Source organism: Leclercia adecarboxylata (assembly GCF_006874705.1).
Lineage (GTDB): Bacteria > Pseudomonadota > Gammaproteobacteria > Enterobacterales > Enterobacteriaceae > Enterobacter > Enterobacter adecarboxylatus_C.
The window spans coordinates 2703632-2728338 of sequence record NZ_CP035382.1 but is presented as its reverse complement, the minus strand read 5'-3'; the positions used below and the strand labels follow the sequence as shown (position 1 = coordinate 2728338).

General features: G+C 54.3%; 22 protein-coding genes. 4 read left to right on the top strand and 18 right to left on the bottom strand.

Annotation, left to right across the window (positions count from 1 at the left end; genetic code table 11):
* Window positions 1–12: 12 nt before the first annotated feature.
* The 15 genes from rnhB to rpsB all read right to left on the bottom strand — a co-directional run bounded on the left by rnhB (window position 13) and on the right by rpsB (window position 14961).
* Entirely contained in the window at window positions 13–609 is a 597-nt protein-coding gene (gene rnhB / locus ES815_RS13920; protein ID WP_142488305.1) for a ribonuclease HII, read from the bottom strand.
* Window positions 606–1754, bottom strand: coding sequence for a lipid-A-disaccharide synthase (gene lpxB / locus ES815_RS13915; protein WP_142488304.1), 1149 nt, complete (start codon window positions 1752–1754; stop codon window positions 606–608). The genes rnhB and lpxB overlap by 4 nt, the downstream gene beginning before the upstream one ends.
* Entirely contained in the window at window positions 1754–2542 is a 789-nt protein-coding gene (gene lpxA / locus ES815_RS13910; protein ID WP_142488303.1) for an acyl-ACP--UDP-N-acetylglucosamine O-acyltransferase, read from the bottom strand. Before lpxA ends, lpxB begins: the two co-directional genes overlap by 1 nt.
* Window positions 2543–2545: 3 nt before the next feature.
* Window positions 2546–3001 (bottom strand): 3-hydroxyacyl-ACP dehydratase FabZ, encoded by a 456-nt coding sequence (gene fabZ, locus ES815_RS13905; protein WP_007373234.1) that lies wholly within the window; start codon window positions 2999–3001, stop codon window positions 2546–2548.
* 102 nt (window positions 3002–3103) lie between these two features.
* Window positions 3104–4129 carry a UDP-3-O-(3-hydroxymyristoyl)glucosamine N-acyltransferase gene (lpxD, locus tag ES815_RS13900; RefSeq protein ID WP_142488302.1) on the bottom strand — a complete coding sequence of 342 codons (1026 nt, stop codon included), beginning with the start codon at window positions 4127–4129 and terminating at the stop codon, window positions 3104–3106.
* A 3-nt stretch (window positions 4130–4132) separates the two neighbouring features.
* On the bottom strand, window positions 4133–4627 hold the full coding sequence (gene skp, locus ES815_RS13895; protein ID WP_032616621.1) for a molecular chaperone Skp: 495 nt from the start codon (window positions 4625–4627) through the stop codon (window positions 4133–4135).
* 118 nt (window positions 4628–4745) lie between these two features.
* Window positions 4746–7163, bottom strand: a complete 2418-nt coding sequence (gene bamA / locus ES815_RS13890; RefSeq protein ID WP_142488301.1) for an outer membrane protein assembly factor BamA — start codon at window positions 7161–7163, stop codon at window positions 4746–4748.
* A 29-nt stretch (window positions 7164–7192) separates the two neighbouring features.
* The gene (gene rseP, locus ES815_RS13885; protein ID WP_142488300.1) at window positions 7193–8545 is read right to left on the bottom strand and encodes a sigma E protease regulator RseP; all 1353 of its coding nucleotides are present in this window, start codon (window positions 8543–8545) and stop codon (window positions 7193–7195) included.
* Window positions 8546–8556: 11 nt separating this feature from the next.
* Window positions 8557–9414 (bottom strand): phosphatidate cytidylyltransferase, encoded by an 858-nt coding sequence (cdsA, locus tag ES815_RS13880; RefSeq protein WP_142488299.1) that lies wholly within the window; start codon window positions 9412–9414, stop codon window positions 8557–8559.
* A 12-nt stretch (window positions 9415–9426) separates the two neighbouring features.
* Window positions 9427–10185, bottom strand: a complete 759-nt coding sequence (ispU, locus tag ES815_RS13875) for a (2E,6E)-farnesyl-diphosphate-specific ditrans,polycis-undecaprenyl-diphosphate synthase (protein ID WP_142488298.1) — start codon at window positions 10183–10185, stop codon at window positions 9427–9429.
* Between the two features lie 185 nt (window positions 10186–10370).
* Complete coding sequence (gene ispC / locus ES815_RS13870) at window positions 10371–11570, bottom strand: 1-deoxy-D-xylulose-5-phosphate reductoisomerase (protein WP_142488297.1); 1200 nt, start codon at window positions 11568–11570, stop codon at window positions 10371–10373.
* A gap of 95 nt (window positions 11571–11665) precedes the next feature.
* The gene (gene frr / locus ES815_RS13865) at window positions 11666–12223 is read right to left on the bottom strand and encodes a ribosome recycling factor (protein WP_032616614.1); all 558 of its coding nucleotides are present in this window, start codon (window positions 12221–12223) and stop codon (window positions 11666–11668) included.
* Window positions 12224–12390: 167 nt separating this feature from the next.
* Window positions 12391–13116: a UMP kinase gene (gene pyrH / locus ES815_RS13860; RefSeq protein ID WP_032616613.1), complete on the bottom strand. Its 726-nt coding sequence runs from the start codon at window positions 13114–13116 to the stop codon at window positions 12391–12393.
* A 150-nt stretch (window positions 13117–13266) separates the two neighbouring features.
* Entirely contained in the window at window positions 13267–14118 is an 852-nt protein-coding gene (gene tsf / locus ES815_RS13855; protein WP_142488296.1) for a translation elongation factor Ts, read from the bottom strand.
* A 117-nt stretch (window positions 14119–14235) separates the two neighbouring features.
* On the bottom strand, window positions 14236–14961 hold the full coding sequence (gene rpsB, locus ES815_RS13850; protein ID WP_032616611.1) for a 30S ribosomal protein S2: 726 nt from the start codon (window positions 14959–14961) through the stop codon (window positions 14236–14238).
* 321 nt (window positions 14962–15282) lie between these two features.
* On the opposite strand from rpsB, the gene map reads away from it, so the two are divergent.
* The 4 genes from map (at window position 15283) to ES815_RS13830 (ending at window position 20171) form a co-directional block, all read left to right on the top strand.
* Window positions 15283–16077, top strand: a complete 795-nt coding sequence (gene map / locus ES815_RS13845) for a type I methionyl aminopeptidase (RefSeq protein WP_142488295.1) — start codon at window positions 15283–15285, stop codon at window positions 16075–16077.
* Between the two features lie 62 nt (window positions 16078–16139).
* Window positions 16140–18815 (top strand): bifunctional uridylyltransferase/uridylyl-removing protein GlnD, encoded by a 2676-nt coding sequence (gene glnD, locus ES815_RS13840; protein WP_142488294.1) that lies wholly within the window; start codon window positions 16140–16142, stop codon window positions 18813–18815.
* 30 nt (window positions 18816–18845) lie between these two features.
* Entirely contained in the window at window positions 18846–19670 is an 825-nt protein-coding gene (dapD, locus tag ES815_RS13835; protein ID WP_008501915.1) for a 2,3,4,5-tetrahydropyridine-2,6-dicarboxylate N-succinyltransferase, read from the top strand.
* A 111-nt stretch (window positions 19671–19781) separates the two neighbouring features.
* Window positions 19782–20171 carry a DUF3461 family protein gene (locus ES815_RS13830; protein ID WP_032616607.1) on the top strand — a complete coding sequence of 130 codons (390 nt, stop codon included), beginning with the start codon at window positions 19782–19784 and terminating at the stop codon, window positions 20169–20171.
* Window positions 20172–20265: 94 nt separating this feature from the next.
* Here ES815_RS13830 and cdaR read toward each other — a convergent pair whose 3' ends face one another.
* The 3 genes from cdaR to dgt form a co-directional block, all read right to left on the bottom strand.
* A complete protein-coding gene (cdaR, locus tag ES815_RS13825; RefSeq protein WP_039030313.1) occupies window positions 20266–21423 on the bottom strand; it encodes a DNA-binding transcriptional regulator CdaR in 1158 nt (385 codons plus the stop codon).
* A gap of 159 nt (window positions 21424–21582) precedes the next feature.
* Entirely contained in the window at window positions 21583–23013 is a 1431-nt protein-coding gene (gene degP / locus ES815_RS13820) for a serine endoprotease DegP (RefSeq protein ID WP_142488293.1), read from the bottom strand.
* Window positions 23014–23143: 130 nt separating this feature from the next.
* Complete coding sequence (gene dgt, locus ES815_RS13815; RefSeq protein ID WP_142488292.1) at window positions 23144–24658, bottom strand: dGTPase; 1515 nt, start codon at window positions 24656–24658, stop codon at window positions 23144–23146.
* Window positions 24659–24707 lie beyond the last annotated feature (49 nt).

Here is a 24707-nt window from a genome sequence, read left to right as displayed (position 1 = left end):
TGGCGTCTTGATTCAGGACATCAGTCCCAGTGCGCGTTTCACCGGTCCAAAACTGCGACGATGGTGTTCAGTTGCGCCGTGTTCAGCCAGTCTTTCCAGGTGGAAAGCGGTAGGATACCCCTTATGCTGAGCAAAGCCATACTGGGGAAAAGTGATATCGAGCGCGGCCATTTCGGCATCGCGGGTGACCTTAGCAATGATCGAGGCGGCGCTGATTTCAGCCACCCGGCTGTCGCCTTTGACGACCGCCAGTGACGGCATGGGCAGTGCCGGACAACGGTTTCCGTCGATCAGCACATACTCCGGCACTACCTTCAGCCCCGCCACCGCACGCTGCATCGCCAGCATGGTGGCATGCAGGATGTTCAGCTCGTCTATCTCATGCGGCTCCGCCCGCCCCAGACTCCAGGCCAGCGCTTTCTCTTTAATTTCATCGTACAGCGCCAGGCGGCGCTTTTCGGATAATTTCTTCGAATCATTCAGACCGATAATAGGACGAGCAGGATCGAGGATCACCGCGGCAGTGACAACGGCACCCACCAGCGGACCACGCCCCACTTCATCCACACCCGCCACCAGATGGGTGTGAGGGTAAATAAATTCCATCATTGTGCTAACTCCAGCACCGCGTCAGCCGCCTGCTCATCGGCATTACAGCGGATTTGCTGATGCAGTTCCCGGAAGGTATCGTGCATTTCATGGCTGGTTTTGCCGTCGGCCAGCAGCGGTAACAGCGCAGCGGCTAGCGCCTGCGGCTGGCACTCATCCTGCAGCAGCTCTTTCACCAGCTCGCGTCGGGCGAGCAGGTTTGGCAGGGAGACGTAATCGGTTTTCACCAGTCGTTTCGCCAGCCAGAAGGTGAACGGCTTCATGCGATAGCCCACCACCATCGGGCATTTCGCCAGCATGCACTCCAGCGCGGCGGTCCCCGACGCCAGCAGCGCGGCATCGCTGGCGACCATCGCTTCACGGCCTTTACCATCTAACAGATGGACATGCAGATCCGGAGCGACCTCAGCCTTAATACGTTCGAACTGCTCCCGGCGTTTGGCGTTTACCAGCGGCACGACCACTTCGAGGTCAGGGTAGGTCTGACGCAGGATCTGCGCCGTTTTCAGAAAGTCTGCGCTGAGCATTTCCACTTCTGCACCACGGCTCCCCGGCAGCAGGGCCAGGCAGTGAACGTGGTGGGGAATGCCGAGTACGTCGCGTGCCGCATTTTTATCGGGATCCAGCGGCATGGCATCGGCCATGGTGTGGCCGATAAAGCGGCACGGCACGTTGAATTTATCGTAAAACGCTTTTTCGAAAGGCAGGAAAGCCAGAACGAGATTCGTCGATCTGCCTATTTTGAAAACACGTTTCTGTCGCCACGCCCAGACGGACGGACTGACGTAATGGATGGTTTTAATCCCCTGCTTTTTCAGATTACCTTCGAGGGTAATGTTGAAGTCAGGCGCATCAATGCCGACGAACACATCGGGCTTCAGTTCGGTAAAACGGCGCGTCAGATCGGCGCGGATGTACAGCAAACGACGCAGGCGACCCAGCACCTCAACGATGCCCATCACCGCCAGCTCTTCCATCTCATACCAGGCTTCACACCCTTCAGCCTGCATCAATGGACCGGCAACGCCGACAAAGCGCGCGTTGGGAACGCGCGCTTTGAGCGCTCGAATAAGACCTGCACCAAGAATATCGCCGGAGGTTTCTCCGGCGACAAGGGCGATCGTCAGCGGGCGACTATCAACCATTAACGAATCAGACCGCGAGTTGAGCGTGCGAAGAATTCCACGAACGCGTTCACCTCAGGATGCTGTTTCGCCAGTTCAGCGATTTCCGGCTTCGCCTCTTCCAGCGTTTTACCGTTACGGTACAGCTGTTTGTAGGCGTTACGGATAGCCATAATCGCTTCACGGCTGAAGCCGCGGCGCTTAAGGCCCTCGATGTTGACGCCAAACGGCGTCGCATGGTTACCCTGCGCAATCACATACGGCGGGACGTCCTGCGCCACGCCGGAGCAGCCGCCAACCATCACGTGCGCACCAATGATGCAGAACTGATGGACCGCGGTCATGCCGCCAATGATGGCATGATCGTCTACTGATACGTGTCCCGCCAGCGTTGCGTTGTTGGCGAGAATACAGCGATTACCGACGGTGCAGTCATGCGCGATATGCGCGTTGACCATAAACAGGTTGTCGCTGCCCACCTTCGTCAATCCACCGCCCTGTACTGTGCCACGATGAATGGTGACGCTTTCGCGAATGCGGTTACGATCGCCAACTTCGACACGGGTCGGTTCACCAGCATATTTCAGATCCTGGTTCGCTTCGCCGATGGTGGCGAACTGATAGATCTCGTTGTCGCGGCCAATGGTCGTATGACCATTCACAACGACGTGAGATTTCAGTACGGTACCCTCACCAATTACGACATGGGGTCCAACAATACAAAACGGGCCGATGTGGGCGTTAGCACCGATAACGGCACCCTCTTCCACAATGGCGGTTGGATGAATAAAGGCGGTTTTATCAATCACGTATCAGGCCTCCCGGCTACGCGCACACATCATGGTAGCTTCGCAAACAACCTTGCCGTCAACCAGAGCTACGCCTTTAAAGCGAGTCAGGCCACGACGCGTTTTTTCAAAAGTCACTTCCATGATCATCTGATCACCAGGCACAACCGGGCGCTTAAAGCGCGCTTCGTCGATACCTGCGAAGTAATACAGCTCACCCGGCTCCAGTTTACCGACGCTTTTAAACGCCAGAATACCAGTCGCCTGAGCCATCGCTTCCAGGATCAATACGCCCGGGAAGATAGGCTTCCCAGGGAAGTGCCCCTGGAAGAATGGCTCGTTTACAGAAACATTTTTCACTGCGCGCAGAAAACGACCTTCTTCAAAATCCAGCACACGGTCTACCAGCAAAAACGGGTAGCGGTGCGGCAGAAGTTCTAAAATCTCTTCAATATGCAGAGTATGAGTGTCAGTAGTCAAAATACTCTTCCTGTCAAAATATCTGAATGGCAATAATAACACGGCCTGCCGGTTTATAAGAAAGCCGACAGGCCGGGAAGTGTGCGTTAAACGGGTGAACGCTTAGTCTTGTTGATCGATTTTGCGCTCAATAGCCTTGAGGCGCTTGCTCATATCATCAATATTCATCACCAGGGCTGCAGTTTTACGCCACGCCTTGTTAGGCTGCAACGGTATGCCTGAGGAGTAGACGCCCGGTTCAGTGATAGGACGCATAACCATGCCCATCCCTGTGACCGTGACTTTATCGCATATTTCCATATGCCCGTTAATGACGCTGGCGCCGCCAATCATACAGTAACGGCCAATCTTCAGGCTGCCTGCCATAATAACGCCGCCGGCAACCGCAGTATTGTCGCCAATCACAACGTTATGTGCAATCTGGCACTGGTTATCGATGATAACACCATTACCGATAATCGTGTCATCAAGCGCACCACGGTCGATGGTCGTGCATGCGCCGATTTCGACGCGATCGCCGATGATCACCCGGCCCAGCTGCGGGATCTTCACCCAGTTACCACGATCGTTGGCATAACCGAAACCATCCGCGCCAATAACGGTGCTGGACTGGATCAGGCAATGTTCACCGATTTCGATCTCATGGTAAATGGAGACGTTGGCCCACAGGCGAGAGCCTGCACCAATTTTTGTTTTTTTACCCACGAAGCAACCGGCGCCAATCACCACGTTATCGCCCAGCACGACGTCTGATTCGATAACCGCATTGGCACCAATTGATACGTTGTTACCCAGCTGCGCCGTCGGATCAATCACCGCACTGGGTGCGATGTCCTGTGCCGGCTGCGGCGTGGTATCGAGAATTTGTGCCATACGGGCATACGTCAGGTAGGGGTTCTTCACTACCAGCGCTGCACCTGCGGCAAACGGCAAATCGTCCTGCGTCAGTACGACAGCAGACGCCTGGCAAAGCGCCAGATGTTCACGGTACTTTGGGCTTACCATGAAGGTGATAGTGCCTGCTTTAGCAGACTGCATGGACGCAACAGCGGTGATGACGATATCGCCATCACCGTGTAATTCTGCATCCAACTGCTGAGCTAAATCAGCGAGTCGAATTGAAGGCATTACTTATTTAACCTGTTTCAGGACATCAGCGGTGATGTCTTTAACATCGCTGCTGTTGAATGCAACAGCGTTGCCATCAACAACCAGATCGATATTCTGATCGGCGGCAACAGCTTTCACAGCGGACTGGATACGGGTAACCAGCTTGCCACGTTCTTCGTTAGAACGACGTTGACGATCCTGTTCAAAAGCTTGCGCTTTCTGAGAGAAAGTCTGACGCTGAGCCATTACGTCTTTTTCCAGTTTGCTACGCTCGCTCGCTTTCATGGTAGAACCATCGCGCTGCAGACGCTGCATTTTGGATTGCAGATCCTTTTCCATACCCTGCAGTTCGCTTGCACGGCCTTTGAACTCGTTTTCCAGCGTGGCAGAAACACCTGTTTTCTGCGCAACCTGCTGGAACAAGTTACCCATATTGACGATTGCAATTTTGTCTGCTGCCTGAGCAGAAGTTGCCATCGCTAAACCGAGACCTGCAGCTAATAACCACTTTTTCACAATTAACTCCTTACCATCCCATTGGTACCCGAAGGTACCGTTCTTTGCGTGGCAAGGCGATCCTGCGATCGCCAGTTGTCAGCGCTACACTGCCAACGCATTCCTTTGCAACGGACAATTACCAGGTTTTACCAATGTTAAACTGGAACTGCTCCGCTTTGTCTCCCTCGTATTTCTTAAACGGCTGGGCGTAAGAGAAGACCAACGGCCCCAGCGGTGACATCCATTGTAGTGCGAGACCCGCAGACATACGAATATTGCTCGGATCGCTGTAGTCCGGAATACCTGCAGCCCTGGTCGCACTGGTATTTTCCCAGTTAGTATCCCATACGGTACCCGCATCCAGGAAGAAGGAGGTACGTACGGAATTGGCATACTTATCGCTGATAAACGGCGTAGGGGTAATAAACTCCAGGCTGGCGACACCCATAGCGTTACCACCGACCGCATCATCAGAGCTACACACTTCGCTTGATGAGGTTTTAGCGCAGTTATCTTCGTCGTTACCGCCGTAATATGCCGCTTTCGGACCAATGTTATTGGACTGGAAGCCACGTACGGTGCTTGAGCCGCCCGCGTAGAAGTTTTCATAGAATGGCAACTCTTTGCCACCTAAACCGTCGCCGTAACCCCAGCGCGTACGACCCAGAACCACCCATTTATGATCTTCGTCGATCGGGAAGTAGGACGCGGTATCGAGAGTAACTTTATAGAACTCGTTATCAGAGCCCGGGACCGTAACTTTACCGTTCAGGTTGACGCGTGAACCTTCGGTCGGGAAGAAACCACGGTCGAGGCGGTTGTACGTCCAGCCATAGTTGAAGGTAAAGTCATCTGCGGCAAACCCGTTATCATCATTCGAGGTGCTTGCAGACTGTCCGATAGAGTCCAGATAACGCCACATTGCCACCTGCGGCTGCATGTTGGACAGGTCGTTATGCACATAACCTAAGCCGGCACGCAGGGTGTTGTATTCGTTAATAGGGAAGCCGAGCGTACCATCAACGCCGTAGCTTTTGTTGGTATACGAAGACAGGTCCGCATCATCCGCTTTAAAGTCGTTATAGAAAATACGACCGCCCAGACTCACACCATCAACGGTGAAGTAAGGGTTAGTAACGGAGAGCTCAGAGTAAGTCTGGTAGTCGTTCTTGGTACCGTTGATACCCACGGAATAGCCGGTACCTAACCAGTTATCCTGCTGTACGCCCACCTGGAAGCTGACGCCACTTTCGGTACCGTAACCGACACCAAAGTTAAAGCTACCGGTATTACGCTCTTTGACCTTGTAAACGACGTCTACCTGGTCCGGTTTACCCGGCACGCGCTGAGTGTCGGTATCGACGGTTTCGAAATAGCCCAGACGGTTCAGACGCTCTTTACCCTGATCGACCAGATCGCTACCCAGCCACGCCCCTTCCATCTGGCGCATTTCACGGCGCAGAACGGCATCCTTCGAGGTGTCGTTACCTTCAAAACGGATCTTACGCACGTAGAAACGGTTACCCGCATCGACGTTAACGTGGAGCTTAACGGTTTTATCCGTATCGTTGATTTCAGGCTGAGTCTGTACGCGTGGGTAAGCGTAACCATAACGGCCGAGCAGCTTTTTAATGCCGTCTTCCATTTTGGTCACTTTCGAGCCGCTATACAGTTCACCCGGCTGCAGTTTGGTCAGGCTTTCGATCTCGGCAGAGTGTCCCGCCAGATTACCACTCACTTCCACACCAGAAAGCTTGTACTGATCGCCTTCGGTAATGTTAACGGTGATGTAGATACCTTTCTTGTCCGGCGTCAGGCTAACCTGAGTCGAATCGATGTTAAAGCGCGCATAGCCGCGATCCAGATAGTAGCTGCGCAGGGTTTCGAGATCGCCCGCCAGTTTCTGTTTCTGGTATTTACGGTCGCCCACCACGTTCCACCACGGCACTTCGTCACGCAGCTGGAAGGTAGAGATCAGCTCATCGGTGCTGAACGCATGGTTACCAACGATGTTGATCTGCTGGATTTTCGCGGAAACACCTTCCTGGAACACCAGCTTCAGATCGACGCGGTTACGTGGCAGCGGAGTAACAACCGCTTTGACGCTCGCGCTGTATTTACCGACGCTGTAGTAGAAATCTTCCAGCCCTTTCTCAATATCAGAGAGGGTGGTGCGATCCAGAGATTCGCCGACACGCACGCCAGAGGCCTCAAGGTTTTGCTTGAGCATGTCGTCTTTCACCGACTTGTTGCCGGAGAAGGTGATGCTGGCAATCGTTGGACGCTCTTTTACCTGAACCAGCAGCGTGTCACCATCGCGCAGAACGCGAACGTCCTCGAAGTTGCCGGTGGCAAACAGAGCGCGGATGGTATTACTAATGTCTTCATCATTAACCGTGTCGCCTGGGCGCACTGGCATACTGAGGAGGGCCGCACCAACGGCGACACGCTGAAGGCCTTCGAAATGAATATCTTTCACTACGAACCCGTCAGCACCGTATACGGTCGCGCTGCTAAACAGCAGCGACGCTATGAGCAACTTTTTCATCGCCATCGTTATTATGCGTTCTTCCTAACACTCTCTTACAACCGAGAGAAATCATTGAAAAGTGCAAGCCCCATTAACAGCACCAGTAAAATCGAACCAATGCGATAACTAAAGTCTTGAACTCGCTCGGATACCGGCCCGCCTTTTAGCTTCTCGATCGCTAAAAACAGCAGATGCCCCCCATCTAAAACAGGCAGTGGGAACAGGTTGATTATCCCGAGGTTCACGCTAATGAGCGCAAGAAACATGAGATAGTAAATCACCCCGAACTCTGCTGACATCCCAGCCCCCTGAGCGATCGAAATCGGCCCACTGAGGTTGTTCAGTTTTACGTCACCGGTAATCAATTTCCCCAGCATTTGCACGGTCAGCTTCATCAGTTGCCATGTTTTATCCGTGGCTTCAAGAATGGCGCTGAACGGCCCATACTGGCGTATTGTCTTGTACTCATCGGGCAGCGGAATCACTTTCGGCACCACGCCTGCAAACCCTTCCGCCTTTCCACCGCCCGGTTTGGTATCCGGGATGAGCGTTAAGGAGAGTGGGCTCCCCTGCCTTTCTATCTCCAGCGCCAGCGGCGTACCTGGATTATCACGCACCAGAGTAACAAAGGTCATCCAATGCGTTAAAGGTTGACCATCGACTTTAACGATCCTGTCGCCTGCTTGCAAACCTGCTTTACGCGCTGCGGAATCGGACTGGACTTCTGCCAGCACCGGTTCAATCTGCGCGCCGCGTGGACGAATGCCTAACGCCGCAACGGGATCTTCTTTATCTGGCTCAAAGGTCCAGTTGCGTAAATTCAGGATTTTATCCTGACGCGTACTGGATCCGAAAGGTGACACGCTGACGGTAGTTTGCTCGTCGCCAATTTTGGCAACCAGCTGTAACCGCACGGCATCCCAATCAGGGGTTTCGATGCCATCAATCGCTTTAAGTTCCATGCCCGGATTAATTTGCGCGCTTGCCGCGATGGAGTTGGGTGTAATTTCACCAACAACCGGACGAACGCCAGGGACACCGATGATAAACACCAGCCAGTAAGCAAAGATGGCGAAGATGAAGTTTGCCACCGGACCGGCAGCAATGATTGCGGCGCGCTGGCCGACGGTTTTGTTGTTGAACGCGTAGTGGCGCACTTCAGGCGCCACTGGCTCCAAGCGTTCATCCAACATTTTGACGTAGCCGCCGAGTGGGATAAGGGCAATAACAAATTCTGTGCCGTGGCGATCGTTTCGACGCCAGAGCGCCTTACCAAAGCCAATTGAAAAGCGCTCTACCCGCACGCCACAGCGCCGAGCAACCCAGAAATGGCCAAATTCATGCACCGTGATAAGTACACCCAGTGCAACAATGAATGCCGCCAGATTCCAGAGAATGCTAAGCATAAAACCTTCCGTTAAATCGTCCCAAACACCAGCAAAAACAGGCAGGCAAACACGGGAACTGCCGCCGTCAGGCTGTCTATGCGATCCAGGATACCGCCGTGCCCTGGAATAAGATTGCCACTGTCTTTGATCCCTGCTTCACGCTTAAACATACTTTCGGTCAAATCACCCAGCACGGAAGCCAGCGCTGCGATGATAGAACAGACCAATAATGTTGCCGGTGCCACCTCAAGGTTGGCCCACACGCCATAACCCCAGGAGATAATCGCTGCTGTAAACAGACCACCGATAAAACCCTGCCACGTTTTACCCGGAGAGACCTTCGGTGCCAGTTTATGTTTGCCAAACAGTTTACCAAACATATAGGCGCCAGAGTCAGCCCCCCAGACGAGAATCATGACGTAAAGGAGCCATAACGCCCCGCTGTAAGGGTTGTCGTCGTAGTGCCAGGTACGGAGGGCAAGCATTCCCCAGAAGAAAGGAACGATGGTGAACAGCCCAAAACAGAGACGCAGTATTTTCGAATTACGCCATAGCGATGCAGAGCCGGGATAGAAGAGCACCAGCAGCAGCGCTGCCAGCCACCATCCCAGCGAAAGCCAGAGCGAACCTGCGATTATCGGCTGATGAATATTGTGATGGTACTCCGGCAGCATAAAGAGCATCAGCGCCAGCATCAGACCGCACAGCACCGCCAGCCATACCCGCTGAGAACGCGAGGTAAAGCCGCTAAGCTGCCCCCATTCCCACGCCGCCAGCATGCAAACGACCAGTGTGACAATAGCAAATCCCACCGGAGGCAGTAAAAACAGCGCCGCGATGACAACAGGTATTAAAACAAACGCGGAAATCAGGCGATACTTCAGCAAAAGCTACCCCCATCAGGCGTTGTCGCCACCAGGCTCGGTACCACCGAAACGACGCTCTCGATTAGCAAAGGCATGCAGCGCACCTTCAAAGTCTTGTTCATCAAAATCGGGCCAAAGAACATCTGTAAAGTAAAGTTCGGCGTAGGCAATTTGCCATAGCAAAAAATTACTGATGCGATGTTCTCCCCCTGTCCTAATTACTAAATCCACGGGTGTCAGTTCACTCATGCAGATTTGCTGACTCAGCGCCTCTTCATCAATCTGGTCCGGCTGTAATAGCCCTTCCTGAACCTGTTCAGCCAAATGCCGTACACCCTGGACAATATCCCAACGTCCGCCATAATTCGCCGCGATATTGAGCGTTAAACCGGTATTTTGCCCGGTCAGCGCTTCCGCTTTTCGAATGCGTTCCTGCAGACGTGAGTTAAAACGACTGGTATCCCCGATAATACGCAGGCGAACGTTGTGGCGGTGCAGGCTTTTTACTTCGCTGTCGAGCGCCCACACGAACAATTCCATCAACGCGCTAACTTCCTGCGCAGGTCGATTCCAGTTTTCACTGCTGAAAGCATAGAGCGTTAACGCGTCAATGCCGTTATTGGCGGCAAAAGAAACGGCGCGGCGAACAGATTTCGCCCCAGCTTTATGCCCAAAGGCTCGGATCTTCCCTTGTCTTTTCGCCCAGCGGCCATTGCCATCCATGATGATTGCGACATGACGACAGCCATGTGCTGGCAAGTTTTCGCTTATTGGTTGATTCGCAGACAACATAACGCGTTTTTGGTCCCTGAAAGGATTTAACGGTACTCAGGAATACTGAAGCCTTTACGTAAAAAAGCCGTGTCATACCACGGCTTACCTGACCACATAACGTCAACTACCCGCAATCAGGTGGCGCAGACTATATCACTGAAGCCCAACGCTAACAAATAGCATGACCACCCACGGCTGGATTATCACCAGCTTGCGAGGTGCGTCACCGCTTTTTGCGCCGTGAGCCTGGCTTTCGCATCGACGGTCAGCACATCATCCACACTTTGCGGCTCGCGCAAATCCATTGCCTCAAGAACAGACAGGTTCAGCGCAGCGATATCCGTAAAGCGGATCCGCTGTTCGAGGAAGGCGGCGACAGCAATTTCATTCGCCGCATTGAGGGCGGTTGTCGCCGCTTGTCCCTGCTCGAATGCCTCCATCGCCAGCTTCAGGCACGGATAGCGCTGATAATCTGGCGCACTGAACGTCAGCGCACTTAATTTGCAGAAGTCGAGCGGCTTAACGCCGGAGACCACGCGGTTTGGCCACGCCATCGTATGGGCGATAGGCGTACGCATATCGGGTTCGCCTAATTGCGCCATCACGCTGCCATCCCGATAACGGACCATGGAGTGGATCACCGACTGTGGGTGAATTAACACTTCCATCTGCGCTGCCGAGGCGTTAAACAACCAGCGGGCTTCAATGTATTCCAGACCTTTATTCATCATGGTGGCAGAATCGACAGAGATTTTACGCCCCATCGACCAGTTCGGATGACGACATGCCTGATCCGGGGTCATTGAGACCAGATCAGACAACGGCGTATCACGGAACGGGCCACCAGACCCGGTGAGCAAAATAGAAGAGACGCCATTCTGCTCCAGATCAGCGTACCCCAGGTTTTGCTGAAACGGTTGCGGTAAACTCTGAAAAATAGCGTTATGTTCGCTATCTACCGGCAAAAGTTGCGCGCCGCGCTGCTTTACCGCCTCCATAAACAGGCGTCCACAAGTCACCAGCGACTCTTTGTTGGCCAGCAACACCGTCTTCCCGGCATCAATCGCCGCCAGCGTTGGCAGCAGTCCTGCTGCGCCCACGATTGCCGCCATCACCTGGTCTACGTCATCCAGGGCGGCCATGTCGCAGGCAGCCCGTTGACCGCTTAATACCTCGGTCCGGCTGCCGTGCTCGGCCAGCAATGCTTTTACCTGGCGAGCACTCTCCTCGTCGTCCATAACCGCATAGCGTGGCGCAAACTCGAGACACTGCTCAACCATCCGCTGAACGTTTTTCCCGGCGACAAGCGCGGTCACGGTGTAGTGTTCAGGATTGTGGCGAACGACGTCGAGCGTGCTGCAACCGATGGAGCCGGTTGAGCCGAGGAGTGTTAATTGCTTCATGAATTATCCAGAAGTAGTGAAACCAGCAAAGCAAAACGCCGCCAGCAAAGCCCATCGGGCCTTCTGTACGGCGTTTTATCAGATTACGTCAGAAATCAGAACTGCATCAGTTCCGCTTCTTTTTCTGCCAGCGCCGCATCAAGTTTCTTGATTGCCGCATCGGTCAGTTTCTGCACGTCGTCCTGAGAACGGCGATCATCATCTTCGCTGATCTCTTTGTCTTTCAGCAGCGCTTTCACTTTATCGTTCGCGTCACGGCGAACGTTACGCACGGCAACACGGCCCTGCTCTGCTTCACCACGTACCACTTTGATCAGATCTTTACGACGCTCTTCGGTCAGCGCAGGCAGTGGAACACGGATATCCGTGCCTGCGGAGCTTGGGTTCAGACCCAGATCGGATGCCATGATGGCTTTCTCAACGGCCGGGCCCATTGAACGATCGAAGACGTTAATTTTCAGCGTACGGGTATCTTCTACCGTCACCTGCGCCAGCTGACGCAGAGGGGTTGGCGTACCGTAGTATTCCACGACGATGCCATCCAGCAGGCTTGGAGAAGCACGGCCAGTACGAATTTTGCTGATTTGGGTTTTGAACGCTTCTACGCATTTGTCCATGCGTACTTCAGCATCTTTTCTGATGTCGTTAATCACGTTACGAATCCTTGGAAACTTGTCTCAGGCAGACTATCCACCAGCACATCGCTACAGGTGTGCTAAGTATAGTCGCGTTTAATTCATGACAACGCCAAAGGCGCGTCCAGGTAAGATATCACTACAAAGTAAAGCGGAATCTTACCTGTATTTATCGTCGACGGAAATTATTCCGTGATCAAAGTGCCTTCTTTTTCACCCATGACCACGCGACGCAGCGCGCCAGGCTTGTTCATGTTGAAGACACGGATCGGCAGTTTGTGGTCGCGAGCCAGCGTGAAGGCGGCAAGATCCATCACTTTCAGCTCTTTATCCAGCACTTCGCTGTAGGTCAGCTGATCGTACATGGTGGCAGCAGGATCTTTTGCCGGATCGGCAGTAAACACGCCATCTACTTTGGTCGCTTTCAGTACCACATCGGCTTCGATCTCAATACCGCGCAGGCAGGCCGCGGAATCGGTGGTAAAGAACGGGTTACCCGTACCGGCGGAGAGGATCACCACGCGGTTGTTGCGCAGCAGGCTGATGGCTTCGGCCCAGCTGTAGTTATCGCAAACGCCATTCAACGGAATAGCGGACATCAGGCGTGCATTCACATAGGCACGATGCAGTGCATCACGCATAGCCAGGCCATTCATGACCGTTGCCAGCATACCCATGTGGTCGCCCACCACGCGATTCATGCCTGCTTTTGCCAGACCCGCGCCACGGAAAAGGTTACCACCGCCAATGACTACGCCAACCTGGATGCCCAGTTCAACCAGTTCTTTGATTTCCTGCGCCATGCGGTCAAGGATGCTTGCGTCAATACCGAAGCCTTCCGACCCTTGCAGCGCTTCGCCACTCAGCTTAAGCAGAATGCGTTTGTAAACGGGTTTTGCATTGGTAGCCATATTTCTTTCCTGGGACTGTCAACGATTAAGATGGGGTTAATTCTGGCGACATGATATATCGCATCTCAACACAGACACTATAGGCGTCTGGCTGATTTACACATAACGTACACAAAAAGAAGCCGCCCTCAGGCGGCTTCTTTTCGCTGATTAAGACTGCTTGGACATTGCAGCAACTTCTGCTGCGAAGTCAGTCTCAACTTTCTCGATGCCTTCGCCCACTTCGAAGCGGATGAAGCCAGTTACGTCAGCGTTGTGCTCTTTCAGCAGCTGAGCAACAGTTTTGCTTGGATCCATAACGAAAGGCTGGCCAGTCAGAGAAACTTCGCCGGTGAATTTCTTCATGCGGCCTTCAACCATTTTCTCTGCGATTTCTTTTGGCTTGCCAGACTGCATGGCGATGTCCAGCTGAACCTGGTACTCTTTTTCTACAACTTCAGCAGACACGTCTTCTGGCTTAACGAATTCTGGCTTGCTTGCAGCGATGTGCATTGCCAGCTGTTTAACCAGCTCTTCGTCAGCGCCTTTAGCCGCAACCAGAACACCGATACGCGCGCCGTGCTGGTATGAACCCAGTACTTCGCCTTCCAGGGAAGAAACGCGACGGATGTTGATGTTCTCACCGATTTTAGCAACCAGGGCAACACGCTCTTCTTCGAACTGTGCTTTCAGAACTTCAACGTCGGTGATTTTGCCAGCAACAGCTGCGTCCAGAACTTTGTTAGCAAATGCCTGGAAACCGCCATCTTTAGCAACGAAGTCAGTCTGGCAGTTAACTTCCAGAATGATGCCGTAGGTGCCGTCGATCTTAGTGATGATCACGCCGTCAGCAGCAACGTTGCCTGCTTTCTTAGCTGCTTTGATCGCACCGGATTTACGCATGTTTTCGATTGCCAGCTCGATGTCGCCGTTCGCTTCAGTCAGCGCTTTTTTGCAATCCATCATGCCTGCGCCAGTACGCTCACGCAGCTCTTTTACCAGGGATGCGGTAATTTCAGCCATTCTTAAATCCTCGGGAGATGTGAACTGCCCGGCCAGAAGCCAAACAGTATAAATTGAAAAAAGGGGCCGATAATTGGCCCCTATTCATACACGGTACTAATAAGGGGTAGAACCTTATTATTCAGCTTCTACGAAGCTTTCTTCCGCCTGAGAAGCCAGATCCTGGGAACGGCCTTCACGAACGGTAGCAGCTACAGCGCTCAGGTACAGGCTAACAGCACGGATTGCATCGTCGTTACCCGGGATAACGAAGTCAACACCGTCCGGATCGGAGTTGGTATCAACGATTGCGAATACTGGGATACCCAGGTTGTTAGCTTCTTTGATTGCGATGTGCTCGTGGTCAGCATCGATAACGAACAGCGCGTCTGGCAGGCCGCCCATATCTTTGATACCGCCCAGGCTGTTTTCCAGCTTGTCCAGCTCACGAGTGCGCATCAGCGCTTCTTTTTTGGTCAGCTTTTCGAAAGTACCGTCCTGAGACTGGGTTTCCAGATCTTTCAGGCGCTTGATAGACTGACGAACGGTTTTCCAGTTAGTCAGCATACCGCCCAGCCAGCGATGGTTCACGAAGAACTGGTCGCAGCTGTTAGCAGCTTCTTTCACAGCTTCGCTTGCAGCGCGCTTAGTACCAACGAACAGAATCTTACCTTTACGGGAAGAGATCTTGTTCAGCTCAGCCAGGGCTTCGTTGAACATTGGTACAGTTTTCTCAAGGTTGATGATGTGAACTTTGTTACGTGCGCCGAAGATGAAAGGCTTCATTTTCGGGTTCCAGTAACGGGTCTGGTGACCGAAGTGAACACCAGCCTTGAGCATGTCGCGCATGGAAACAGTTGCCATGTTTTAAAACCTCTATTTAAAAGTTGGGGTTATGCCTCCACGTATCCCATATTACCGACCCCAAAGGGCACCCCGGAATATGTGCCGATACGTGTGTGTTGTTACACAAAGTGAGATTTGTCGCTCCCGTCCATCCTGTGTATCTGAAATGGATCGGAAGTCCGGCGCGCTTTATACCACAAAATGCTACCCGAAACCAACAATTGTTGGCGGTGTGTGCGGTGAAGGAATCTCAATTTGGCAGCATGTGCGCCAGACTGATACCATTGACAACACTTAGACTAGTATTGTCGAAAAAAACGACACTGATGGACAGATTACATGGCTATCTCTATTAAGACACCTGAAGAAATTGAAAAAATGCGCGTCGCCGGTCGCCTGGCCGCTGAAGTGCTGGAAATGATCGAGCCATTCGTCAAACCGGGCGTCAGCACCGGTGAGCTGGATCGCATCTGTAATGATTACATCGTGAACGAGCAGCAGGCAATCTCCGCTTGCCTTGGCTACCACGGCTTCCCGAAGTCAGTCTGCATCTCTATTAATGAAGTGGTCTGCCACGGTATCCCGGATGACGAAAAGCTGCTGAAAGATGGCGACATCGTTAACATCGACGTCACCGTCATTAAAGACGAGTACCACGGTGACACCTCTAAGATGTTCATCGTCGGCAAACCGACCATTCTGGGCGAGCGCCTGTGTAAAGTGACCCAGGAAAGCCTCTACCTGGCACTGAAGATGGTCAAGCCCGGCATTCGCCTGCGTACCCTCGGTGCGGCTATCCAGAAATTCGTTGAAGCAGAAGGTTTCTCCGTGGTACGCGAATACTGCGGTCACGGTATTGGCCGCGTCTTCCATGAAGAGCCACAGGTTCTGCACTATGATGCAGACGACGGCGGCGTGGTGCTGCAGGCGGGCATGACCTTCACCATTGAGCCGATGGTCAACTCGGGCGACTACCGCATCCGAACCATGAAAGATGGCTGGACGGTGAAAACCAAAGACCGGAGCTTGTCTGCCCAGTATGAGCATACTATTGTGGTGACCGACAACGGCTGCGAAATTCTGACGTTACGCAAGGATGACACTATCCCGGCGATACTCTCGCAAGACGCATGATAAGAAGCCGGCAAATGCCGGCTTTTTTAATGGCTATCGTTTTTTCTTATGGGTGGCGCGCAATGAGTAACCTTTTACCCGAACAGTATGCCAATACGGCCCTCCCCACCCTGCCTGGCCAGCCGGATAACCCCGGCGTCTGGCCGACGGCCGAGCTGACCTGCGCCGGTATCAAAGCGCATATCGATACCTTCCAGCGCTGGCTGGGTGACACCTTTGACAGCGGGATCTCCGCTGAAGCGCTTATCGAAGCGCGCACGGAATTTATCGATCAGCTCCTGCAGCGCCTATGGATTGACTACGGTTTTGGTCAGTTGGGCGATGTGGCGCTGGTCGCCGTCGGCGGCTATGGCCGCGGCGAGCTGCATCCCCTTTCAGATATCGACCTGCTGATCCTGAGCCGGAAAAAGCTGCCTGACGAACAGGCGCAGAAGATCGGCGAGCTGCTGACCCTGCTGTGGGACGTTAAGCTTGAAATCGGCCACAGCGTGCGCACCCTGGAAGAGTGCCTGCTGGAGGGGTTATCCGATCTCACCGTCGCCACCAACCTGATTGAATCGCGCCTGCTGATTGGCGACGTGGCCCTGTTCCTTGAGCTGCAAAAGCACATCTTCAGCGACGGCTTCTGGCCCTCGGAGAAGTTCTTCGCCGCCAAGGTCGATGAGCAGCAGGTGCGCCACCAGCGCTACCACGGCACCAGCTATAACCTGGAGCCGGATATCAAAAGCAGCCCCGGCGGCCTGCGCGATATCCATACCCTGCAGTGGGTGGCCCGCCGCCATTTCGGCGCCACCTCGCTGGATGAGATGGTCGGTTTTGGTTTTCTCACCGAAGCCGAACGTACCGAGCTGAATGAGTGTCTGCATCTGCTGTGGCGCATCCGTTTTGCCCTGCATCTGGAAGTGACCCGCTACGATAACCGCCTGCTGTTTGACCGTCAGCTGAGCGTTGCCCAGCGCCTGCACTACAGCGGCGAGGGCAACGAGCCGGTCGAGCAGATGATGAAGGACTTCTTCCGCGTCACCCGTCGGGTGGGTGAACTGAATCAGATGCTGTTGCAGCTGTTCGACGAGGCGATCCTGGCCCTGACCGCCGACGAAAAACCGCGCCCGATTGATGATGAATTCCAGCTGCGCGGCACCTTAATCGACCTGCGCGACGAGACGCTGTTTATCCGTAAGCCGGAAGCGATCCTGCGCATGTTCTACGCCATGGTGCGTAACAGCACCATCACCGGGATCTACTCCACTACCCTGCGCCACCTGCGCCACGCCCGCCGCCATCTGACTCAGCCTCTGTGCTACATCCCGGAAGCACGGTCGCTGTTCCTGAGCATGTTGCGCCACCCTGGCGCGGTAAGCCGCGGGCTGCTGCCGATGCACCGTCACAGCGTGCTCTGGGCCTATATGCCGCAGTGGTCGCATATCGTCGGCCAGATGCAGTTTGACCTGTTCCATGCTTATACCGTTGACGAACACACCATCCGCGTAATGCTGAAGCTGGAAAGCTTCGCCCAGGAGGAGGTGCGCAGCCGTCACCCGCTCTGCGTTGAACTCTGGCCGCGCCTCACCAACCCGGAGCTGATCCTGATTGCCGCCCTGTTCCACGATATCGCCAAAGGGCGCGGCGGCGACCACTCAATCCTCGGCGCGGAAGACGTGCTGAAATTTGCCGAGCTGCATGGGCTCAATTCGCGCGAAACGCAGCTGGTGGCCTGGCTGGTTCGCCATCACCTGCTAATGTCGGTCACCGCTCAGCGGCGCGATATTCAGGATCCCGAGGTCATCAAACAGTTTGCCGAAGAGGTGCAGACCGAGAATCGCCTGCGTTTCCTGGTCTGCCTGACGGTGGCGGATATCTGTGCCACCAACGAGACGCTGTGGAACAGCTGGAAGCAGAGCCTGCTGCGCGAACTTTACTTCGCCACCGAGAAGCAGCTGCGTCGCGGCATGCAGAGCACGCCGGACATGCGCGAACGCGTGCGTCATCACCAGATGCAAGCCCTGGCGCTGTTGCGGATGGAGAATATAAATGAAGAGGCGCTGCATCTGATCTGGGCGCGCTGTCGCGCCAACTATTTTGTACGCCACAGCCCGAACCAGCTGGCCTGGCACGCCCGTCATCTGCTGCAGCACGATCTGACCAAACCGCTGATCCTGCTCAGCCCGCAGGCAACCCGCGGGGGAACGGAGATCTTTATCTGGAGCCCCGATCGCGCTTACCTGTTTGCCGCGGTCTGCGCCGAACTCGACAGACGTAACCTCAGCGTACACGACGCGCAAATCTTCACTACCCGCGACGGCATGGCGATGGATACCTTTATCGTGCTGGAGCCGGACGGCAGTCCGCTGTCCGCGGATCGTCACGAGCCGATTCGCTACGGGCTGGAGCAGGCGATCACCCAGCACAGCTGGCAGCCACCGCAACCGCGTCGACAGCCGGCGAAACTGCGCCACTTTACCGTCGATACCGAGGTCAATTTCCTGCCGACGCATACCGACCGGAAATCCTTCCTCGAGCTGATCGCCCTTGACCAGCCAGGGCTGCTGGCCCGGGTCGGGCAGGTGTTTGCCGATCTGGGAATTTCGCTGCATGGGGCCAGAATTACAACCATTGGCGAGCGAGTAGAAGATTTATTTATAATCGCCACAGCCGACCGTCGTGGGCTTAATAATGCCCTGCAACAGGAAGTGCAACAACGGTTGACAGCAGCCCTCAATCCAAACGATAAAGGGTGATGTTTTTTTTTACCTGGAAAGAGTTGAACTATGCAGCAGTTACAGAACGTTATTGAGTCCGCTTTTGAGCGTCGCGCCGAAATTACTCCGGCAAATGTGGATACCGTGACCCGCGAGGCGGTCAATCAGGTGATTTCTCTGCTTGATTCCGGCGCGCTGCGTGTAGCCGAAAAGATCGACGGTCAGTGGGTCACTCACCAGTGGCTGAAGAAAGCGGTACTGCTCTCTTTCCGTATTAACGATAACCAGGTTATCGACGGTGCGGAAAGCCGCTACTTCGATAAAGTCCCGATGAAATTCGCTGATTACGACGAAGCGCGTTTCCAGAAAGAAGGTTTCCGCGTGGTGCCACCGGCAGCCGTTCGTCAGGGTGCGTTTATCGCCCGCAATACCGTGCTGATGCCATCCTACGTGAACATCGGCGCTTACGTTGATGAAGGCACCATGGTGGATACCTGGGCAACCGTGGGTTCCTGTGCGCAGATCGGTAAAAACGTACACCTCTCCGGCGGCGTGGGTATCGGTGGTGTTCTGGAGCCGCTGCAGGCGAACCCGACCATTATCGAAGACAACTGCTTCATCGGCGCGCGCTCCGAAGTGGTTGAAGGCGTGATCGTGGAAGAAGGCTCCGTGATCTCCATGGGCGTTTATATCGGCCAGAGCACCCGTATTTACGATCGCGAAACCGGCGAAGTGCATTACGGTCGCGTACCGGCGGGTTCGGTAGTGGTATCCGGTAACCTGCCATCAAAAGATGGCAAATACAGCCTGTACTGTGCGGTGATTGTCAAAAAAGTCGATGCAAAAACCCGCGGCAAAGTTGGCATCAACGAACTGCTGCGTACCATCGATTAATCGGGTATAACAAAAAGCGGGGGCAACCCCGCTTTTTTTATATCTCAGGGTGGCGAAAATAGATTTTTTCGTGAATTATTCATGGGTTATGTTGAGATCAAGGGTACCGCTATGTACGATAATCTGAAAAGTCTGGGCATTACTAATCCTGATGAAATTGACCGTTACAGCCTCCGTCAGGAAGCCAACAACGATATCCTGAAAATCTATTTCCACAAGGATAAGGGCGAGTTCTTCGCCAAGAGCGTGAAGTTCAAGTACCCGCGCCAGCGTAAAACTGTCGTTGCCGATGGCATCGGTCAGGGTTACAAAGAGGTGCAGGAGATCAGCCCGAATCTGCGCTATGTGATTGATGAGCTGGATCAGATTTGCCAGCGCGATCGCACTGAGGTGGATCTGAAGCGGAAGATCCTGGATGACCTGCGTCATCTGGAAAGCGTCGTTGCCCACAAGATCACGGAAATCGAAGCGGATCTTGAGAAGTTGACCCGTAACAAGTAATCCGTCGCTGTGTGCCGGGTGGCGGCTTCGCCTTACCGGGCCTACATTCGTGGTTTTGTAGGCCCGGTAAGCGCAGCGCCGCCGGGCGATTCACTCACCGCTGCTCATCCAGTTGCAACGCCACATACAGCAACAGCCGGTCGTCAAAATTCCCCAGATCCAACCCCGTTAGCTCCGAAATACGGTTCAGGCGGTACTCCAGCGTATTGCGGTGAATAAAAAGTGCCTTTGACGTGGCCAGCGGCTGCACGTTATGACGGAACCACGCTTGCAGCGTACGCCGCAGCAGGCCGTTGTTATCCATCGCTTTCAGACGTACCAGCGGACGGGCCAGTTCGTTGGCCTGCCAGCCGCCGCGCAGGCTGTCCAGCAGCACCGGCAGCATCAAATCCTGATAAAAATAGCTGCGGTTTTCCGGCATACGCTGCTTGCCGACCATCATTGTGGTCCGTGCCGTACGCCAGGAGCGGGCAATGCTGCCCGGGCCGGTAAAGTAGTTGCCTAATGCCACCCGGAAACGCAGCTGTCCGTTCTCTTTCATCCGCGCAATCAGCTGTTCCACGCGCCGACGGTGATCTTCCGCATCCCAGCGACCAAACTGGTTTAACGCCGGTTTGAGTACCACCATCTCGGTCAGCGAGACGATCGCCACCAGGTTATTGCGCTCCGGCGTCGCCAGCGCGTTCTGCAGCTGCTGTAGCTCAACCATCGCGCTATCGACTCCGAGCTGACCACTGTCGACCTCAATCACCGCCACCACGCGGGGCTGGTTGAGATCGATGCCCAGCCGCTGCGCCCACTCGGTCAGCGCCGGGGTATGCTCTTCCGCCTGGATCAGGTTCATGACCAGCTCTTCACGCAGGCGGCTGTCCTGCGCCAGAAGGTGCATCAGGCGGGATTGTTCCAGCATCATTTCTGCCGTCATACAGACCAGCTCACCGTATTTGCGCAAAGACTCCGGCTCACCGGTCAGACCGATCACCCCGACAATCTCGCCTTCCAGACGCAGCGGCAGGTTGATCCCCTGGCGCACGCCATGCAGATGCCGCGCCACCGCGTCATCAATATCCACCACGCGCCCCTGAGAGAGCACCAGCAGCGCACCTTCGTGCAATTCCCCAATACGCTCGCGATCGCCACTGCCGATGATCCGGCCACGTGCGTCCATCACGTTGATATTGGTGTCGATGATGCGCATTGTTCGCGCCACGATATCCTGCGCCATTTTGGTATCAAGATGCCAGCCAGCCATGTCGCCCTCCTCTGAGCAGAGCTCAAGCATAAGGAAGATCAATCAGGGCCGCATTGTGCGAATGCACAAACTGTGAAGGAGAAGTATGGACTTGTGGAAAGGTTCACAGAAAGGAATGAAAAAGCCCCTGTTTCCAGACAGAAACAGGGGCAGAACAGATTACTGCATCAGCAGATAAAGAGAGGTGTCGCCACGCTGGATATTCAACGCCAGCACCGATGGTTTGCTGTCGAGAATTTTGCGCAGTTCAGCGATGTTCTTAACCGGCTGCTGGTTGGCGCCGATAATCACATCCCCTTTCTTCAGGCCAATACGGGCAGCCGGGCTGTTGGCTTTGACGTTATCCACAGATACGCCTTTATCCTGCCCTTTATTGCTCATATCCGCACCTTCGATACCGCTGAAGATAGTGCCGGCATCCACCTGGTTCTGGCTGCTCTGCTGCAGTTCCAGCTGCACGTTCACCGGTTTACCTTCACGCAGCAGACCCAGGGACACTTTGCTGCCCACCGGCATGGAGCCGACTTCTGCACGCAGTGCCGCGAAGCTGCTAACCGGTTTGCCGTTCAGGGTAGTGATCACGTCCCCGGCCTTTATCCCCGCTTTCGCCGCGGAGGAGTTTGGCATCACCTGGCTGACAAAGGCGCCGCGCTGGGCATCAACCTTCATCGCTTTCGCCAGCTCGGAGTTCAGCTCGGTGCCGAGAATCCCCAGCTCGCCGCGTTTCACCTGGCCAAACTCGACCATCTGTGCGGTCAGGTTTTTCACCATGTTGCTTGGGATCGCGAAGCCAATCCCAATGTTGCCGCCGTCCGGGGCGAGGATCGCGGTGTTAATCCCGATCAGCTCACCGTTCAGGTTGACCAGCGCGCCACCGGAGTTACCGCGGTTTATCGCCGCATCGGTCTGGATAAAGTTTTCATAGTTTTCTGCATTCAGGCCGCTACGACCGAGGGCAGAAACGATACCGGAGGTCACCGTCTCACCCAGACCAAACGGGTTACCGATTGCCACGGTGTAATCCCCGACGCGCAGGGCATCAGAGTCGGCCAGCTTAATTGCCGTCAGGTTTTTTGGATCCTGAATCTGTATCAGCGCGATATCAGAGCGCGGATCCTTCCCGACGATTTTGGCATCAAGCTTGCGCCCGTCGCTCAGCTGAACCTTGATGCTGCTGGCATTGTCCACCACGTGGTTGTTGGTGACCACATAGCCTTTGGCCGCATCAATGATCACGCCGGAACCCAGCGCCATAAACTTCTGCTGCTGACCGCCGCCGTTGCCATCACCCGCCCCGCCCTGGCAGAACGGTGAGCTCTGGAACGGGGAACCTTCCTGGCAGAACGGCGAGTTATCACCGAAGAACTGCTGGAAGTTACGCGGCATGCGCGGCGTGTTGACGGTGGTGCTGCCTTCCACGTTGATACTCACTACCGACGGCATCACTTTTTCCAGCATCGGTGCCAGGCTTGGCATCTGTTGCGCAGTGGCTGCGGAAGAGACGGTCTCTGCTGCGCTGGCAGACAGAGGGGATAACGCTAAACCTAAACTCAGAGCCAGTGCACTCATTGCTAAAGTGGTTTTTTTCATGTTTCTTAATCTCGATTTACAGGTCACGCACAATTGCTGTGTATATCAGATTCGTTTCGACGCGCTTAGTTCCGGCATTAAGTTTCTGGAAAAAGTAAAAATTTATTGGCCGTCTTTACAAAACTCCGCCTTATTCCACCGCCATCAACTTGCGGTATTCATCCCAGGCATATAAGTCTGTCATTCCGCTGATATAGTCCTGAATCAGGCGACAGCGATAATAAAACTCCAGTACCGGCCAGTCTGGCTGCTGGCGATTAAATTTACTGACCGACTCAACATAAGCCAGCCGATGGCGCGGTGAAAGTTTGTGAAATAGCCGGGATTCAATCGGAAAACGGCGGACCCGCTCTTTTTCTACCAGTTCGCTGAACTCCTCGGCGGATAATTGCAGCAGTGGACGGTAGATCTCCAGCAGGCCGGTTATCACCCGATAGCCCTGTAATTCCAGCTGTTCGACCTCCGGATGGCTGAACACATGCCGCATGGCGACATTTTTATAGAGTTCAAGCAGTTGGCTAAAACTGCTGTCATCTTCCAGCAGCGCATGATTAAACTCGCCATGGTAAATTTGTTCAATGTTGTCGATAAAGCGCTCAGCCGCGTAGGGCACCAGTTTATTTAATGTATTGACGCGTAAATACATAAAGAACTGATCTTCGGTGCTACGACTGAGGGAATTGGAGCGCGATTTCTCCCAGGCGTTTTCGACAACCTGTGAGAACAAGGACCCTTTCTCGTGGTTACTCCAGGCATCATAAAGATGCTGATAAAGCCCCTCGACGCTGAATATTCTTTTTTCAACCGCATCTTCCAGATCGGCCACACAATAGGAAATATCGTCTGCCGCTTCCATAATCCAGGTCAATGGAAAACGGGCATACTGCGTGAGGGAAAGTTCCTGCCGGAGCCGCTCGATATACGCCTCTTCCGAGAAATAGTAGCCCGGTTTTTTCATTAAATAATTGTGCGTCGCGGGAGGTTCACCCTGCCACCAGGCGGGACGGGTATATTTCAGGATGCACCCTACCTGCGCCCAGGTAAGATTCATGCGCATCAGGGAGTGTACCAGACGGATGCCCTGCGCATTGCCTTCAAAATGACACAGATCCTGACGCACCTTGCGCCGCAGCCCGTTCAGGGTCTCTTCGCCATCACGCAGCCGCAGAGCCTGAACCACGCAGCGATCGTCGCTCAGCGGCTGGCTGGCGGTATCCGAGGGGAACAGGCGCTGGCGGAACCAGTCATTGATGGCCGCTTCGCCAAAATGACCAAAGGGGGGATTGCCGATGTCGTGCATCAGGCACGCCATCTCAACGATACTTTCGAACGGCCCGGTCAGCTCATCCAGTCCGTAGGTTTCCAGCAGGCGCTGCTCCTTAAGGCGGCTTAAGATCTCTTTGGCGATATAGCGCCCAACCTGCTGCACCTCCAGCGAATGGGTCAGGCGGGTGCGCACGGCGGCGTTGCGTTCGAGGGGAAAGACCTGCGTTTTTTGCTGCAGGCGGCGGATCGCCGGCGAGTTAACGATACGTCCGCGGTCGCTTTCGAAAATCCGCAGGATCTCATGTTCGTTCTTGTTCCCCTGCGGAGAGCGGTACCGGCGATGCCAGTTAATTTTGGTGCGAAAATCGATTGGTGCCATATGCTCCCCCGCGTGAGAATGCGTTTCCCCTAAATCGCATGATAGACTA

Bases quoted from the DNA above. Each gene is read 5' to 3' on its own strand.
- lpxB (WP_142488304.1), bottom strand. From the start codon at position 1,754: ATGGTTGATAGTCGCCCGCTGACGATCGCCCTTGTCGCCGGAGAAACC.
- rpsB (WP_032616611.1), bottom strand. From the start codon at position 14,961: ATGGCAACTGTTTCCATGCGCGACATGCTCAAGGCTGGTGTTCACTTC.
- bamA (WP_142488301.1), bottom strand. From the start codon at position 7,163: ATGGCGATGAAAAAGTTGCTCATAGCGTCGCTGCTGTTTAGCAGCGCG.
- dgt (WP_142488292.1), bottom strand. From the start codon at position 24,658: ATGGCACCAATCGATTTTCGCACCAAAATTAACTGGCATCGCCGGTAC.
- rnhB (WP_142488305.1), bottom strand. From the start codon at position 609: ATGATGGAATTTATTTACCCTCACACCCATCTGGTGGCGGGTGTGGAT.
- lpxD (WP_142488302.1), bottom strand. From the start codon at position 4,129: ATGCCTTCAATTCGACTCGCTGATTTAGCTCAGCAGTTGGATGCAGAA.
- glnD (WP_142488294.1), top strand. From the start codon at position 16,140: ATGAGTAACCTTTTACCCGAACAGTATGCCAATACGGCCCTCCCCACC.
- rseP (WP_142488300.1), bottom strand. From the start codon at position 8,545: ATGCTTAGCATTCTCTGGAATCTGGCGGCATTCATTGTTGCACTGGGT.
- ispU (WP_142488298.1), bottom strand. From the start codon at position 10,185: ATGTTGTCTGCGAATCAACCAATAAGCGAAAACTTGCCAGCACATGGC.
- tsf (WP_142488296.1), bottom strand. From the start codon at position 14,118: ATGGCTGAAATTACCGCATCCCTGGTAAAAGAGCTGCGTGAGCGTACT.
- dapD (WP_008501915.1), top strand. From the start codon at position 18,846: ATGCAGCAGTTACAGAACGTTATTGAGTCCGCTTTTGAGCGTCGCGCC.
- map (WP_142488295.1), top strand. From the start codon at position 15,283: ATGGCTATCTCTATTAAGACACCTGAAGAAATTGAAAAAATGCGCGTC.
- pyrH (WP_032616613.1), bottom strand. From the start codon at position 13,116: ATGGCTACCAATGCAAAACCCGTTTACAAACGCATTCTGCTTAAGCTG.
- ispC (WP_142488297.1), bottom strand. From the start codon at position 11,570: ATGAAGCAATTAACACTCCTCGGCTCAACCGGCTCCATCGGTTGCAGC.
- degP (WP_142488293.1), bottom strand. From the start codon at position 23,013: ATGAAAAAAACCACTTTAGCAATGAGTGCACTGGCTCTGAGTTTAGGT.
- cdaR (WP_039030313.1), bottom strand. From the start codon at position 21,423: ATGGCTGGCTGGCATCTTGATACCAAAATGGCGCAGGATATCGTGGCG.
- ES815_RS13830 (WP_032616607.1), top strand. From the start codon at position 19,782: ATGTACGATAATCTGAAAAGTCTGGGCATTACTAATCCTGATGAAATT.